A 14,459-nucleotide genomic window follows, 5' to 3' on the forward strand; every position below is an offset into this window, starting at 1 on the left:
GGATGAACTTTGTATGATCTCTATTTAGTTTTTGCTCGGGAGAAGCATGTCGGGAGCCAATTCAGCAATCAGCCGTCGCCGTTTACTACAAGGCGCGGGCGCCATGTGGCTATTAAGCGTGAGCCAGGTCGGGCTGGCTGCCGTAAGCCAGGTCGTTGCGGTGCGTATCTGGCCTGCGTCCAGCTATACCCGCGTCACGGTAGAGTCGAATCGTCTGCTGAAATATAAACAATTTGCCTTAAGTAACCCGGACCGCGTGGTAGTAGATATTGAGGATGTGAATCTGAACTCGGTGCTTAAAGGCATTGGCGCGCAGATTCGCAGCGACGATCCGTATATCAAATCCGCAAGGGTAGGGCAGTTTGATCCTAAGACTGTGCGTATGGTCTTTGAGCTAAAACAAAACGTGAAGCCGCAGCTATTTGCGCTGGCGCCTGTGGCAGGCTTTAAAGAACGTCTGGTGATGGATCTTTATCCTGCCAATGCGCAGGATATGCAGGATCCGCTGCTGGCGCTGCTGGAAGACTACAATAAAGGCGATCTGGATAAACAGGTGCCGCCTTCGCAAAGCGGGCCGCAGCCCGGTAAAGCGGGGCGCGATCGTCCCATTGTCATTATGCTTGATCCGGGACACGGCGGCGAAGACCCCGGCGCGATAGGCAAATACAAAACACGTGAAAAAGACGTGGTGCTCCAGATAGCCCGCCGCCTGCGCGCGTTGATCGAAAAAGAAGGCAACATGAAGGTCTATATGACGCGCAATGAAGACATCTTCATTCCGTTAAAAGTCCGGGTGGCGAAAGCGCAGAAACAGCGCGCCGACCTGTTTGTCTCTATTCATGCGGATGCCTTCACCAGCCGGCAGCCTAGCGGTTCATCCGTATTCGCACTATCGACCAAAGGCGCCACCAGTACCGCGGCGAAATATCTGGCGCAAACGCAGAACGCCTCGGACTTAATTGGCGGCGTGAGCAAAAGCGGTGACCGTTATGTCGACCATACGATGTTCGATATGGTGCAATCGCTGACCATTGCCGATAGTTTGAAATTCGGTAAAGCGGTGTTGAAGCAGCTTGGTAAAATTAATGACCTGCATAAAAACAAGGTCGAGCAGGCGGGGTTTGCGGTGTTAAAGGCGCCCGATATTCCGTCTATTCTGGTCGAGACGGCGTTTATCAGTAACATTGAAGAAGAACGCAAGCTCAAGACCGCGACGTTCCAGCAACAGGTCGCAGAGTCGATTCTGGCGGGCATTAAAGCGTATTTTGCCGATGGGGCGACGCTGGCGAGAAGAAGTTAACCTGAGATGACGGCGAGTTTATTGCGCGGGTAAGTAGGATGCTGCCCGCACTGTCGTTGCGGACCAGACGACAGATACAAAAAAACACCCGTAAGGGTGTTCATTCAATTGGTTGCGGGGGCCGGATTTGAACCGACGACCTTCGGGTTATGAGCCCGACGAGCTACCAGGCTGCTCCACCCCGCGTCCGTCTAAACTTGCATTCTCATTGTAATTGGTTGCGGGGGCCGGATTTGAACCGACGACCTTCGGGTTATGAGCCCGACGAGCTACCAGGCTGCTCCACCCCGCGTCCGTGGATGCGCACTATACTCCGCTGAGCTTTTGTTGCAACCCTTTTTTCATATAAATCGCTAATTTCTCATGAATTGCGCAAATACACCGCAGATAGCGCGATTTTTAAACGAATTTACATAATGAGATCGCGATCGCATTTCATTACTTCGGACGGTTTGTTATCTTCACCGGGCACTTTCGATTACGCAGAAGACGAGACACCATGAAAGGACGTTGGGCAAAATATGTGGCGACAGGCGTAATGCTGGCAATGCTGGCTGCCTGTTCATCAAAACCGACCGATCGCGGTCAGCAATATAAGGACGGGAAATTTACCCAGCCCTTCTCCCTGGTAAACCAGCCGGACGCGGTGGGCGCGCCGATTAATGCTGGTGACTTTGCCGAGCAGGTCGACCAGATCCGTTCCGCGTCGCCGCGTTTATACACCAATCAAAGCAACGTCTATAACGCTGTCCAGAACTGGTTACGTTCCGGAGGCGATACGCGCACTATGCGCCAGTTTGGTATCGATGCCTGGCAGATGGAAGGCACCGACAACTACGGTAACGTCCAGTTCACGGGCTACTATACGCCCGTCGTTCAGGCTCGCCATACGCGCCAGGGCGCGTTCCAGTATCCTATCTATAGTATGCCGCCAAAACGCGGACGCTTACCGTCCCGCGCTCAGATCTACGCAGGCGCGCTGAGCGATAAGTACATCCTGGCCTGGAGTAATTCGCTGATGGATAACTTTATTATGGATGTCCAGGGCAGCGGTTATATTGACTTCGGTGACGGTAGTCCGCTGAACTTCTTTAGTTATGCCGGTAAAAACGGCTGGCCTTATCGCAGTATTGGTAAAGTGCTTATCGATCGCGGTGAAGTGAAAAAAGAAGATATGTCGATGCAGGCCATACGCGAATGGGGAGAGAAGCACAGCGAAGCGGAAGTGCGTGAATTACTGGAGCAGAACCCGTCGTTCGTCTTCTTTAAGCCGCAATCTTTTGCGCCGGTCAAAGGCGCCAGCGCCGTACCGCTGATTGGGCGAGCATCCGTCGCTTCCGACCGCAGCATCATTCCGCCTGGCACGACCTTGTTGGCGGAAGTACCGTTGCTGGATAACAACGGTAAATTTAGCGGTCAGTATGAGCTACGTTTGATGGTCGCGCTGGATGTCGGTGGAGCGATTAAAGGCCAGCACTTTGATATTTACCAGGGGATTGGCCCGGATGCCGGGCATCGTGCCGGATGGTATAATCACTATGGTCGCGTCTGGGTGTTAAAAAGCGCTCCGGGCGCCGGTAACGTGTTTAGCGGCTGATTGTGGTATTCTGCGACAACCGGATTGCCCGATAACGCGATCGCTATCGGGCCTGAAAATAGTGAGCAGGGGTGAGGAATAACCTCACCTTTTTTTATTCTGAGGTCATATGTCAGTGGTGATAAGTGATGCCTGGCGCCAACGCTTTGGCGGCACCGCGCGTCTGTACGGTGAAAAAGCGCTGCAGCGGTTTGCTGAGGCGCATATCTGCGTCGTGGGAATCGGCGGGGTGGGATCATGGGCGGCAGAGGCGCTGGCGCGTACGGGCATCGGCGCGATTACGCTGATTGATATGGACGATGTCTGCGTGACCAATACGAACCGTCAGATCCATGCGTTGCGTGATAACGTCGGGTTGGCGAAAGCGGAAGTGATGGCCGAACGGATTCGGCAAATTAACCCGGAGTGCCGGGTAACGGTTATCGATGATTTCATCACGCCGGATAATGTGGCGGGTTATATGAACGCGGGTTTTACCTATGTCATTGACGCCATTGACAGCGTTCGTCCAAAAGCCGCGCTGATTGCGTACTGTCGCCGATATAAGGTTCCTTTAGTGACCACTGGCGGCGCGGGCGGGCAGATCGATCCGACGCAAATCCAGGTCGCTGATTTGGCGAAAACCATCCAGGATCCGCTGGCGGCAAAACTGCGCGAGAGATTGAAACATAATTTTGGCGTAGTGAAGAACAGTAAAGGTAAGCTGGGCGTGGACTGCGTTTTTTCCACCGAAGCGCTGGTTTACCCACAGGCGGACGGTTCCGTATGCGCGATGAAAGCTACCGCAGAAGGGCCAAAACGGATGGATTGCGCCTCTGGCTTCGGCGCGGCGACGATGGTGACGGCAACGTTCGGTTTTGTCGCCGTTTCCCATGCGCTGAAGAAGATCATGGCTAAAGCGGCGCGACAAGAATAAAAGGACGGGGCGGAGTGTCACGCAGACGCGTATCCGGCCCTGCGCCCTTCGTTAGCGAAAGAAGCGCTGTACCCTGCCGAACACCGGTTTCAGACGGGCGCGGAGATAATGGGAATATAAATTTTCAGATATGCATAGAAACAACCCGAACCATACTGCACAAAAGCAGAGCAGTTCCGCGTAATTAATGTGCTCGCCAAATATCATAATGGTAAGTAAGAACTGTAAAGACGGCTCTATATATTGCGCCAGTCCGGTGACAATCAACGAGGTGTGATTTAACGCGATGGCAAATAATACCAGTGGAATGATCGTCACTGGCGCCGTCATGACATACAAAAAGAAAGGAGTATTAGCGGATATAATTGGTCCGCTATCGCTAAAGAGAAAAATTAATAGTGAGACAGGCAATGCCCATAATGTTTCAATCGTTATCGATGTCATCACATCATAATGTATAAACTTTCGCGCCAGGCCATATAGCGCAAATGATAATCCCATGGTTAGCGCCAGCGCCGGGAAATGCCGTAACATGATAATTTGAAAAGTCAGGCCACAGATACCAGAAAAAACGGCGATGGCCTGAAACAACGACAGTTTTTCTTTAAGAAAAATGCATCCCAGCGCAATAACAAATAGCGGGTTGATAAAATAGCCGAGGCTGGCATCAAGCACCAGATGATGGGTTAGCGCATAAATAAAAGATGACCATGATACAATCATCAAAAGTCCGGCGATCATGCAGAAGAAAAAGGATTTTTTATCTTTCCAGACATCATGAAATCGCGTTCGCTGCCGAAATAAGAACCTTACTGCCAGTAATAATGGAATTGACCAGAATACCCGGTATATCAATATTTGTGCGAGATTTCCCCCTGATAAATATTGATAATATAAAGGTGTTAACCCCCATAATATAAATGCCAGTACCACAAACATGGTACCGCTACGCAGATATTTTTCCACTTATCCATATCCTGTTATAACTTCACCCGATGCGTATGAATTTTCCAGCTCACCTGCTACGCTACATCGAGTGGCTTTATTTACTCTAAAATCTTCACGCCGTTTTAACATGGATTCTAACATTGTAATTTCATTGTGATAGCTGATAAAAATCAAAAGAATGCTTATCAGGGAAATCTGACGCCGAAACTAATAAAGTGACTGGATTATTTTATCTGCATCGCCTGACCGCCGCGGGCGGCGCTGTCAGGCGACAGAATATTTACGCTATTTCAACCCTTATGCGTTGCGGCAACAATCGCTTCGCTCAGCGCGTTCAGCCCCTGACTACGTGAGGCGCTAAGCTGGGCGCGTAAACCCAGCTCGTCAAACAGCGCCAGCGGTGAACGAGCCTGCAACTCGGCGGCGTTTTTTCCTTCCACCGCGGTGAGCAATACCGCCAGCAGGCCGCGGACAATCCGCCCCTCACTGTCGCCGAAAAAGTGCATCGTTCCGTTATCTGATCGGGTAAAGCCCAGCCAGACGCGGTTCTCGCAGCCGGCTATCTCTTTCGCCTGCGCTTTGCATTCATCCGGCAGAGCGGGGAGCTGTTTTCCTAACAGAATCAACTGACGATATTTATCCTCCCACTGGGTCAGCGGGAGAAAGATAGCGCGTAACGTCTCTTCCGTTACCGTTGTGCCGAACGGGTGTCCGGTATAAAGAGGGTTTGTCATTAATCCACCAGCAGTTCCAGCGCGCGGTCAACGGCGTTAACCAACGCATCCACATCATGTTGGGTATTATACGGCGCAAAAGAGGCGCGCAGAGTCCCTGTGACGCCAAGTTCCGCCAGCAATGGCTGGGCGCAATGTTGCCCGGCCCGGAGCGCAATACCGTATTCCGCCAGCAGCGTCACCATATCGCCGTGGTGCACGCCGACAAAATCAAAGGCCAGCAGGCTGGAGTCCTGGCAGCGGAACGAACGAAAGCCCGGGCGTTTCGCCAGTGCGTCTTCCGCCAGCGTCGCCAGCCCCCGGCTCCAGTTTTCGGCCTGTTCAATATCGATATCGGACAGCCATTCCAGCGCAGCGCTCAGGCCGATGACCCCGGCGACGTTCGGCGTCCCCGCTTCCAGCTTCCAGGGAGCGCTTTGAGTGGTGAAGCCTTCAAAGCTAACGTCACGGATCATCTTGCCGCCGCCGAGCCAGGGCGACATCGCCTCAAGAAGCTCCGGCTTACCGTACAGCACGCCGATACCGGTCGGGCCATACAGTTTGTGAGCGGAAAAAGCATAAAAATCGATATCAAGCTGCTGGACATCCGCCGGGAAGTGTACCGCGCCTTGCGCGCCATCTACCATCACGACCATTCCCGCTGCGTGAGCGGTGCTGATAGCGCTTGCGAGATCCGGGCAGCCGCCCGTTACGTTCGACATTTGCCCCAGCGCCAGAATCCGGCTGCGCGACGTGATCAGTTCCGGCAGACGCTCAACATCAGGAAGACGCCGGTCATTAAGCGGCAGTTTTATGACCTGCGCGCCGGTTTGTTGCGCCACCATCAGCCAGGGCACAAGGTTGGCGTGATGCTCGGCGACGCTAACGATAATTTCATCGCCGGGGCGCAGACGAGGACGGGCGTAACACTGCGCCACCATGTTGATCGCTTCGGTGGTGCCGCGTGTCCAGACGATACTTTTTTCATCGGGCGCGTTTAACAGCCGCGCTGCTTTTGCTCTGGCCGCTTCATATTGCGCCGTCAGGCGCTGCGCCTGCGCAAACTGGCTACGATGAACGTTACCGGCGCTCAAACAATAAAACTGGTGCGTGGCGTCAATGACTGCCTGTGGCTTTAATGCCGTGGCGGCGCTATCGAGATAAACACCCGCATCGGCTAGCGCGGGAAACTGCGCGCGAAACTGCGTGGGATTAAAAGCGTTCATGATATTCCTCGGTTCAGTTTACCGATCGTGGCGTAAAAGCGCGGCTGATACAAGGTTTGTCCTAACCATCGGAATCGTCTGTATATCCTGGCGAATTATGTAAAGGAGGTTATGCTGAATAATGTTAGGCGAATGTTTAAGCCTGTTACGGAGTCCGCTTTAAATAGCACAAACAGCTTTAAGGAGAAGAAGATGAAAAAGACTGCCGCAATTATCTCTGCATGTATGCTGACTTTTGCCCTGAGCGCCTGTTCCGGTCCTAATTACGTTATGCACACCAATGATGGACGTAGCATTGTGACCGACGGTAAACCCCAGACCGATAACGATACCGGTATGATTTCGTATAAAGACGCTAATGGCAACAAACAGCAGATCAATCGTACTGACGTGAAAGAGATGGTGGCTCTGGAAAACTAACCGTTTGTTATACAAAAAAAAGCACCGCAATATGGCGGTGCTACATTAATCACTATGGACAGACAGGGTAAATGTACAGGAAGTGAAAAAGGGTAGTCTCGCTACCGTGGTCTGAATCGCAGACCAATTGCAAACACAACATCACAACCGTAAGCCAAAAGCCCATCAGAACACGCATTCCGATAAAACTTTTCGTTCCGGCTCAGGAAGTGCCGCCACTATAGGTATTTGCTGGTAGAACCTCAACGGACAATTTATAATGTCTCAGATTAAAAAAACTAATAGGTTACATGTTGTTACCTATTTGTTAAATTCATTCGACATTAAGTCCAGAGGCCATGTCAAAACGATTACCTCCTTTAAATGCGTTACGCGTTTTTGATGCTGCCGCGCGCCATTTGAGCTTTACGCGAGCAGCGGAAGAACTTTTTGTGACGCAGGCCGCAGTAAGCCACCAAATTAAGTCACTTGAGGATTTTTTGGGGCTAAAACTGTTCCGCCGCCGCAATCGTTCGCTGCTGCTGACGGAAGAAGGCCAAAGCTATTTTCTCGACATTAAAGAGATATTTTCCCAGCTCACGGAAGCAACGCGTAAGCTCCAGGCGCGCAGTGCTAAAGGGGCGCTGACGGTGAGTTTACCACCCAGTTTTGCCATCCAGTGGCTGGTGCCCAGGCTCTCCAGCTTTAACTCAGCTTATCCGGGAATTGACGTTCGGATACAAGCCGTTGACCGTCAGGAAGATAAACTGGCAGACGATGTCGATGTCGCGATTTTTTATGGCCGGGGAAACTGGCCGGGCTTGCGCGTCGAAAAATTATACGCAGAATATTTACTGCCCGTCTGTTCTCCTTTATTACTCACAGGCGAAAAACCGTTAAAAACGCCGGAAGATCTGGCGAAACACACGCTATTGCACGACGCCTCCCGGCGTGACTGGCAGGCCTATACTCGTCAGTTAGGGCTCAACCATATTAACGTTCAGCAAGGGCCGATATTTAGCCACAGCGCGATGGTGCTACAGGCCGCTATTCACGGACAGGGGATCGCGCTGGCGAATAATGTTATGGCGCAGTCGGAAATTGAAGCCGGGCGACTGGTGTGTCCATTTAACGATGTTCTGGTGAGTAAGAATGCTTTTTATCTGGTTTGTCATGACAGCCAGGCAGAACTGGGTAAAATAGCCGCCTTCCGTCAGTGGATTTTGGCGAAGGCGGCGACGGAGCAAGAAAAATTCCGTTTTCGTTACGAACAATAATTAACTTAGGGTATGACCATGACCAGCCGTTTTATGCTGATTGTCGCCGCTATCAGCGGTTTTATTTACGTTGCTCTGGGCGCGTTCGGGGCGCATGTTTTGAGTAAAACCCTGGGCGTGGTTGAAATGGGCTGGATTCAGACCGGCCTGCAATATCAGGCGTTCCATACGCTGGCGATCTTTGGCCTGGCGGTGGCGATGCAGCGCCGTATCAGCATCTGGTTTTACTGGAGCAGCGTTTTTCTGGCGCTGGGCACGGTGCTGTTTAGCGGCAGTCTGTACTGCCTTGCGCTTTCGCATCTGCGCCTGTGGGCGTATATCACGCCTGTCGGCGGCGTCAGTTTCCTGGTGGGCTGGGCGCTATTGCTGATTGGCGCCATTCGTATGAAACGTAAGGGCGCGAGCCATGAATAAAGTTGTCTTGCTCTGCCGTCCGGGGTTTGAAAAAGAGTGCGCTGCAGAAATTACCGATAAAGCGGGAAAACGGGAAATATTTGGTTTTGCACGCGTAAAAGAGAACGCAGGCTATGTCATTTATGAATGCTATCAGCCGGAAGATGGCGAAAAGCTGATTTCAGAACTGCCGTTCAGTTCGTTGATTTTCGCCCGCCAGTGGTTTGTGGTGGGTGAACTGCTGCAACATTTACCGCCGGAAGACAGAATCACGCCGATTGTCGGCATGTTGCAGGGCGTAGTGGAAAAGGGCGGCGAGCTGCGGGTTGAAGTCGCCGACACCAATGAAAGTAAAGAACTGATGAAGTTCTGCCGCAAATTTACGGTGCCGCTGCGCGCGGCTTTGCGTGATGTGGGCGTATTGACGAATTATGAAACGCCGAAGCGTCCGGTCGTTCATGTCTTTTTTATCGCGCCAGGATGCTGCTATACCGGCTATTCGTTCGCGCATAACAATTCACCGTTTTATATGGGCATCCCGCGTTTGAAGTTTCCGTCTGATGCGCCGAGCCGCTCAACGCTGAAACTGGAAGAGGCGCTCCACGTTTTCATCCCGGAAGATGAGTGGGATGAACGTCTGGCGAACGGCATGTATGCGGTGGATTTGGGCGCCTGTCCCGGCGGATGGACGTACCAGTTAGTGAAGCGCAATATGTGGGTCTACTCCGTAGATAACGGCCCGATGGCGCAAAGTCTGATGGACACCGGACAGGTGACCTGGTTGCGTGAGGATGGCTTCAGGTACCGTCCGAACCGGAATAATATTTCATGGATGGTCTGCGATATGGTGGAGAAGCCGGCCAAAGTCACCGCGTTAATGGCGCAGTGGCTGGTGAACGGCTGGTGTCGGGAGACGATTTTTAACCTTAAACTGCCGATGAAAAAACGCTATGAAGAGGTGTCGCATAACCTGGCGTATCTTCAGGCGCAGTTGGATGAGCATGGCGTTAATGCGCAGATCCAGGCGCGTCAGCTTTATCACGATCGCGAAGAAGTGACGGTACACGTGCGTCGGTTGTGGGCGGCTGTTGGCGGGCGTCGCGACGAGCGATAAAAACGCGCTGCCGTCATCCGGCGCGTCATCAGCGCCGGATGGCGCACGCTTATCCGGCCTATGACTGCGGCGCATCTGAAACAATATGCGTCACGTCATCCAGATGGCCGATGCGCGCCTCTCCTGAACGATTAAATTTACTTTTATCAATCAATAATAAAGACTGCGAGGCACGCCTGAGCAGGATAGATTTAAAATCGGCGTTGATCGCATTGGAGTCCCACAGATCGCCGCCGCCGTCGATCCCCTCACAGGAAAAGATGAACAGATCGATATCAAGCGATTTTAGCTGTGAGATAAGCGACGGATTAACGTAACAGCCATATTTACGTTCAAGCTGGCCGCCGGAACTTATCAGCGCAATGCGTTCGCGTTTTCCCAGCTCCTGACAGACAGGATGGCTATTGGTAAAAACCTGAATGGGAATATCCGGCAACTGGCGGGCCAGATACCAGCAGGTTGAACTGGCATCCAACGCAATCGTCATTCCTTCTTCTATCCACGCTAACGCTTCACGGGCAATATCGGCTTTATGCGCATAATGGCTTTTCAGGCGGATATGGAATGGATCGCCGCTGTCCTGATTTTCACGATGAATATATTTAGCTCGTCCGTGATTACGCAGCACTTTTCCCTGCGTCTGTAGTTCACTGAGATCGCGGCGGATGGTCTCTTTACTGACGTTAAGCCGGGTGGCCAGCGCTTCGGTGGTCAGACTTTTATGATTGATCAGCAGATCGACTATCGCTTGTTGGCGTGCCGCTTTCATTTTTCTCACCCCATCATTCGATGAACGCCCGCGTCATGCGGGCGCACCGGCAAGAGATTACGGCGTTACCCCTTTTTTTAAAAGAATATTTCCGTACTTCGCGCACTCTCCTGTGATAACGATCGCAAACGCTTTTTGCGCCCGCTCATAAAACGCATAGCGGTCGATACGAACGATATCCGGGCACGGCGCTTCTAATGACAAGGCATCGCGATAGCGCGCTTCAACGCTGGGATCGAGCGTGTCGCCTTCCACGGCGGCCATCATCACCAGCGGCGGGGCGTAGCTATCCAGCTCAAAGAGCGGAATAATTGCCCGCAGTAGATCGCTGACGCTAAGACCATCGGCGCGAATCACCTGCGGGCCCAGGCTATGCGCGGGAAAGTGAGCGTCAGAAAAAATGATTTCGTCCCCGTGGCCCATCTCGGCCAGCACTTTGAGCAGTGTCGGGGAAATTAACGGTGAAATGGTTTTTAGCATTTCATACTCCCTCAATAATTTCAGGTTCGGTTTGCGGCCAGAAATAGCGATACTGATAATTGACCTGCGCGCGCGCCTGTTCCGGGCTACTAAATTCGCCTACGCCGTACCAGCCAAACATGGCAGCGCCGGCCACGGTGGTTTCCGCGTCGTCCAGCACTTTGATAGGGATATCAAGTTGATTCGCTTTAATTTGATTCCACAAAGCGTTGCGACTGCCGCCGCCAACCAGTAACAGTTCTGTGGCGTTAAAATGGCCGATTTTCTCCAGCGTGCGCAGATTACGCTGAAGTTGCGCCGTCAGGCCTTCCAGCGCGGCGCGATAGAAATGGCCGCGGGTGGTATTGAGCGTCACGCCCTGCCAGCCTGCATTTTGGCAGGCGAGCAGATCGCACTGCATCCGTACGCCTTCCGCGCCAGCGGGAATAGCGCGCGCTTCGTCGATCAGCGTTTGCCATGGCGTTTCCGGCGTCCACAGCAGTTTTCGTACCCATTCGAGTACGCCGGAGGCCAGCCACTGCATTCCGGGGTTATAAAGCCCCGACTGACTGTCCAGTTCACAGGTCGAGCCCGGATACTGACTGAGCAGCGAGGTATCCACCTGACCGCTGCGCACCATCAGAATCTCCCAGGTTCCGGAGGAGAGCACTGGTTCACCTTGCTGCGCGCCAGCGCCGAATAACGCGAACTGAGTATCGTGTCCGGCAGAGATCACCGGCACACCCGCCGGGAGACCGAGTAGCCTGGCCGCGTCTGTCTGTAGCGTGCCTATCGGGGCGCCCGCTTCCACGATACGCGGGAACAGGCGGCGCGCCAGGCCCGTCGCCTGCAGGATTTCCGGACTAAAGTCGCGCTGATGGATATCCAGGAGCTGGCTGGTGCCTGCCATAGTGATATCGGTCGTAAACTCGCCGGTCAGACGGTGGTTAATCAGCGACGAGATAAACAGCCAGCAGTGAGCTTGTTCCAGCAGGCGCGGATGATTCTCTTTAAGCCAGACCAGTTTATACAGCGTGTTAAAGCTGAACGCGCCGACGCCGGAGAGCGTCTGCAATTGCCGGGGCGAGATAAAGCGCTCAATCGTTTCCATCACGGCAGCGGTTCGCGGGCATTTCCAACTGATGACCGGGTAGAGCAGCTTACCCTGCGCATCGACCAGCGCGCCATCGACGCCGAAAGTAGTCACCGTAATACCGCGAACAACACACTCCGACAGGGCGCTGGAGAGTGACCTGCAGCAGTCGGCGAAACGTTGCAGGATGGCGTCCAGCGACCACTGATGCCAGGCGCTATTTTCTGCGGCAATGTCGCTGGCGTTAGCGGTTGAGGCGCGGGCGACAATTTTCCCCTGGCGATCAACGGCGATCGCCCGAACGTTAGTCGCACCGCAGTCGAGAACCAGGATAACGTCTTGTTTCATAGATAACTCCATAAACGCCGCCTGATGGCGCTACGCTTATCCGGCCTACGGTTCACGCGCCCGTAGGCCCGGTAAGCCTGCGCCACCGGGCTAAGCCGCATTAACGTTTATACAGCGGGCCATAATTCTGGCAGGCGCGATAATCCTGGCCTTCGATATCCATACCGTGAGCCGCCCAGGCGGAAGGACGGTAGATCTTCGCCTCCTCCACGTTGTGCATACATACCGGGATACGCAGCATTGCGGCGAGAGTAATAAAATCCGCCCCTACATGGCCGATGGTGAGTACGCCGTGGTTAGCGCCCCAGTTCGCCATCACCGAATAGACATCGGTAAACGGGCCTTTGCCGGTAAGACGCGGCGCAAACCAGGTGGTAGGCCAGGTAGAGTTGGTGCGGGCATCAAGCTGATCGTGCATCGCTTTCGGCAGTTCGACGCTCCAGCCCTCGGCGATTTGCAGTACTGGTCCCAGGCCTTTGATGATATTCACGCGGGTCATGGTGAATGGCACGCCGCCTTCGGTCAGGAAACGGGATGAGTAGCCGCCGCCGCGGAAGTATTCGTGAATCGCCGGGCACCATTCGGTGGCCGCCAGACACGCATCCGCCTCTTGTTGGCTGATTTCCCAGTGTGGTTTCATGGTCGGCTTGCCTTCGCTGTCGCGCTGTTTACAGGCACCGTCCAGAGCGGCAGAACCGGAATTAATCAGGTGAATAATGCCGTGTTCCGCCAGGCCGCTGAGCGCCTGGCCGGTGATGCGTTCTACGGCTTCCGGCGACCAGTAGGTTCGCACGTCGGCGAATATCTGCGCGGTACCAGTGAGTTGATGGCCAAACAGCATCGCTACGCCGTTCAGACTGTCATTTTCGGTGGCGACGACAAACGGTTCGCGTACGCCGTTCCAGTCAAAAGAGCTATTGAGCAGCGCTTCGGCGGTATCGCCATTCGGGTATTGATCGGTCCAGTGGCGCTGGCCCTGAAAGCCGGCGGCAATGGCGTTGTAGCCCAGCGATTCTTCAACTAACCCTTTGTCCGCCAGCGTCTTGTTGCCCTGCATCATATCGCGAATACACATCGCCATCAGCAGGCTCTCTTTTAGCACCGCGCGGTTCTGGGCTTCATTGCGCTTATACTGCGAGGCGTTCTGATCTTCGCCGTAGCGGAAGTTTTTATCCGCCCACGCCAGCGCCATCTCCAGTTCGGCCTCATCATAAATTTTTTGATCGATACGGCGGCGCAGTTCGGTCATATCTACCGCTTGCACCTTCATGCCCAGCCAGGACTCAAAGAGGTTATGATCGACAATGGAACCCGCGATCCCCATCGACACGCCGCCGACGGAGAGGTAGCTTTTGCCTTTCATGCTGGCTACCGCTAACCCTGCCCGCGCAAAACGCAGCAGTTTTTCTTCGACGTCGGCAGGAATGGAGGTATCGTCGGCATCCTGCACGTCATGGCCATAAATGGAGAACGCCGGAATGCCTTTCTGGCTGTGCGCCGCCAGCGCTGCGGCAAGGTAAACCGCCCCGGGACGCTCTGTGCCGTTAAAGCCCCAGATGGCTTTCGGACGCATCGGGTCCATATCAATGGTTTCGCTGCCATAGCACCAGCACGGCGTAACGGTAATGGTCACGCCCACGTTCTGGCTGCTGAATTTTTCTTCACAGGCGGCGGATTCCGCCATTCCGGCAATACAGGTATCCGCAATGACGCACTCCACCTGAGCCCCGCAGGCGTGGCGGATTCTCTCGGTGATGAGCGCCGCCGTCGCTTTCGCCATGTTCATGGTTTGCTCTTCGAGCGACTCGCGTACGCCCATACGACGTCCATCAATCACCGGGCGGATACCGATTTTCGGTAAGCTGATTTTTTTCATGACAGATTCCTCACGTTATTCGGATAAATGT

The 14,459-nt window shown here is 53.7% G+C and carries 14 protein-coding genes and 2 tRNA genes; 7 read left to right on the top strand and 9 right to left on the bottom strand.

The features are described from left to right. Nucleotides 1-46: 46 nt before the first annotated feature. On the top strand, nt 47-1,300 hold the full coding sequence (amiC, locus tag ACLJRU_RS09725) for an N-acetylmuramoyl-L-alanine amidase AmiC (protein WP_000011919.1): 1,254 nt from the start codon (nt 47-49) through the stop codon (nt 1,298-1,300). 109 nt (nt 1,301-1,409) lie between these two features. Here the strand turns inward: amiC and ACLJRU_RS09730 are convergent. Then, a tRNA-Met gene (locus ACLJRU_RS09730) sits at nt 1,410-1,486 on the bottom strand. 29 nt (nt 1,487-1,515) lie between these two features. Continuing rightward, nucleotides 1,516-1,592: transfer RNA gene (locus ACLJRU_RS09735), tRNA-Met, on the bottom strand. A 207-nt stretch (nt 1,593-1,799) separates the two neighbouring features. On the opposite strand from ACLJRU_RS09735, the gene mltA reads away from it, so the two are divergent. Next, on the top strand, nt 1,800-2,897 hold the full coding sequence (mltA, locus tag ACLJRU_RS09740; protein WP_000678621.1) for a murein transglycosylase A: 1,098 nt from the start codon (nt 1,800-1,802) through the stop codon (nt 2,895-2,897). 109 nt (nt 2,898-3,006) lie between these two features. Beyond that, nucleotides 3,007-3,813 carry a tRNA cyclic N6-threonylcarbamoyladenosine(37) synthase TcdA gene (tcdA, locus tag ACLJRU_RS09745; RefSeq protein WP_000117748.1) on the top strand — a complete coding sequence of 269 codons (807 nt, stop codon included), beginning with the start codon at nt 3,007-3,009 and terminating at the stop codon, nt 3,811-3,813. A gap of 51 nt (nt 3,814-3,864) precedes the next feature. On the opposite strand, the gene rarD is transcribed toward tcdA, so the two are convergent. From rarD to csdA, 3 genes are all read right to left on the bottom strand, one after another. Next, a complete protein-coding gene (gene rarD, locus ACLJRU_RS09750) occupies nt 3,865-4,752 on the bottom strand; it encodes an EamA family transporter RarD (RefSeq protein ID WP_077905930.1) in 888 nt (295 codons plus the stop codon). A 299-nt stretch (nt 4,753-5,051) separates the two neighbouring features. After that, the gene (csdE, locus tag ACLJRU_RS09755) at nt 5,052-5,495 is read right to left on the bottom strand and encodes a cysteine desulfurase sulfur acceptor subunit CsdE (protein ID WP_000184198.1); all 444 of its coding nucleotides are present in this window, start codon (nt 5,493-5,495) and stop codon (nt 5,052-5,054) included. Beyond that, nucleotides 5,495-6,700 carry a cysteine desulfurase CsdA gene (csdA, locus tag ACLJRU_RS09760; protein ID WP_000991056.1) on the bottom strand — a complete coding sequence of 402 codons (1,206 nt, stop codon included), beginning with the start codon at nt 6,698-6,700 and terminating at the stop codon, nt 5,495-5,497. The genes csdE and csdA overlap by 1 nt, the downstream gene beginning before the upstream one ends. Nucleotides 6,701-6,892: 192 nt before the next feature. On the opposite strand from csdA, the gene ACLJRU_RS09765 reads away from it, so the two are divergent. From ACLJRU_RS09765 to rlmM, 4 genes are all read left to right on the top strand, one after another. After that, a complete protein-coding gene (locus ACLJRU_RS09765) occupies nt 6,893-7,120 on the top strand; it encodes a YgdI/YgdR family lipoprotein (RefSeq protein ID WP_000750393.1) in 228 nt (75 codons plus the stop codon). A 338-nt stretch (nt 7,121-7,458) separates the two neighbouring features. After that, complete coding sequence (gene gcvA / locus ACLJRU_RS09770; protein WP_000044409.1) at nt 7,459-8,376, top strand: glycine cleavage system transcriptional regulator GcvA; 918 nt, start codon at nt 7,459-7,461, stop codon at nt 8,374-8,376. 18 nt (nt 8,377-8,394) lie between these two features. After that, the gene (locus ACLJRU_RS09775; RefSeq protein WP_000203913.1) at nt 8,395-8,790 is read left to right on the top strand and encodes a DUF423 domain-containing protein; all 396 of its coding nucleotides are present in this window, start codon (nt 8,395-8,397) and stop codon (nt 8,788-8,790) included. Then, nucleotides 8,783-9,883: a 23S rRNA (cytidine(2498)-2'-O)-methyltransferase RlmM gene (gene rlmM, locus ACLJRU_RS09780; RefSeq protein ID WP_001045498.1), complete on the top strand. Its 1,101-nt coding sequence runs from the start codon at nt 8,783-8,785 to the stop codon at nt 9,881-9,883. Before ACLJRU_RS09775 ends, rlmM begins: the two co-directional genes overlap by 8 nt. A gap of 58 nt (nt 9,884-9,941) precedes the next feature. On the opposite strand, the gene fucR is transcribed toward rlmM, so the two are convergent. The 4 genes from fucR to fucI form a co-directional block, all read right to left on the bottom strand. Further along, nucleotides 9,942-10,652, bottom strand: a complete 711-nt coding sequence (gene fucR / locus ACLJRU_RS09785) for an L-fucose operon activator (protein ID WP_023235216.1) — start codon at nt 10,650-10,652, stop codon at nt 9,942-9,944. A gap of 57 nt (nt 10,653-10,709) precedes the next feature. Then, nucleotides 10,710-11,132, bottom strand: coding sequence for an L-fucose mutarotase (gene fucU, locus ACLJRU_RS09790; RefSeq protein ID WP_000920848.1), 423 nt, complete (start codon nt 11,130-11,132; stop codon nt 10,710-10,712). 1 nt (nt 11,133) lies between these two features. Then, the gene (gene fucK, locus ACLJRU_RS09795) at nt 11,134-12,552 is read right to left on the bottom strand and encodes an L-fuculokinase (protein ID WP_000806780.1); all 1,419 of its coding nucleotides are present in this window, start codon (nt 12,550-12,552) and stop codon (nt 11,134-11,136) included. Nucleotides 12,553-12,652: 100 nt separating this feature from the next. After that, nucleotides 12,653-14,428, bottom strand: coding sequence for an L-fucose isomerase (gene fucI, locus ACLJRU_RS09800; RefSeq protein ID WP_187790641.1), 1,776 nt, complete (start codon nt 14,426-14,428; stop codon nt 12,653-12,655). Nucleotides 14,429-14,459 lie beyond the last annotated feature (31 nt).

Origin of the sequence: Salmonella sp. SAL00653 (assembly GCF_046552515.1) — a bacterium.
GTDB lineage: Bacteria > Pseudomonadota > Gammaproteobacteria > Enterobacterales > Enterobacteriaceae > Salmonella > Salmonella enterica.

What these genes read in the sequence shown, in the direction of transcription:
- amiC (WP_000011919.1), top strand. Translation starts at nt 47, where the DNA reads ATGTCGGGAGCCAATTCAGCAATCAGCCGTCGCCGTTTACTACAAGGC.
- fucU (WP_000920848.1), bottom strand. Translation starts at nt 11,132, where the DNA reads ATGCTAAAAACCATTTCACCGTTAATTTCCCCGACACTGCTCAAAGTG.
- rarD (WP_077905930.1), bottom strand. Translation starts at nt 4,752, where the DNA reads ATGTTTGTGGTACTGGCATTTATATTATGGGGGTTAACACCTTTATAT.
- fucR (WP_023235216.1), bottom strand. Translation starts at nt 10,652, where the DNA reads ATGAAAGCGGCACGCCAACAAGCGATAGTCGATCTGCTGATCAATCAT.
- fucK (WP_000806780.1), bottom strand. Translation starts at nt 12,552, where the DNA reads ATGAAACAAGACGTTATCCTGGTTCTCGACTGCGGTGCGACTAACGTT.
- ACLJRU_RS09775 (WP_000203913.1), top strand. Translation starts at nt 8,395, where the DNA reads ATGACCAGCCGTTTTATGCTGATTGTCGCCGCTATCAGCGGTTTTATT.
- gcvA (WP_000044409.1), top strand. Translation starts at nt 7,459, where the DNA reads ATGTCAAAACGATTACCTCCTTTAAATGCGTTACGCGTTTTTGATGCT.
- ACLJRU_RS09765 (WP_000750393.1), top strand. Translation starts at nt 6,893, where the DNA reads ATGAAAAAGACTGCCGCAATTATCTCTGCATGTATGCTGACTTTTGCC.
- rlmM (WP_001045498.1), top strand. Translation starts at nt 8,783, where the DNA reads ATGAATAAAGTTGTCTTGCTCTGCCGTCCGGGGTTTGAAAAAGAGTGC.
- fucI (WP_187790641.1), bottom strand. Translation starts at nt 14,428, where the DNA reads ATGAAAAAAATCAGCTTACCGAAAATCGGTATCCGCCCGGTGATTGAT.
- csdA (WP_000991056.1), bottom strand. Translation starts at nt 6,700, where the DNA reads ATGAACGCTTTTAATCCCACGCAGTTTCGCGCGCAGTTTCCCGCGCTA.
- csdE (WP_000184198.1), bottom strand. Translation starts at nt 5,495, where the DNA reads ATGACAAACCCTCTTTATACCGGACACCCGTTCGGCACAACGGTAACG.
- mltA (WP_000678621.1), top strand. Translation starts at nt 1,800, where the DNA reads ATGAAAGGACGTTGGGCAAAATATGTGGCGACAGGCGTAATGCTGGCA.
- tcdA (WP_000117748.1), top strand. Translation starts at nt 3,007, where the DNA reads ATGTCAGTGGTGATAAGTGATGCCTGGCGCCAACGCTTTGGCGGCACC.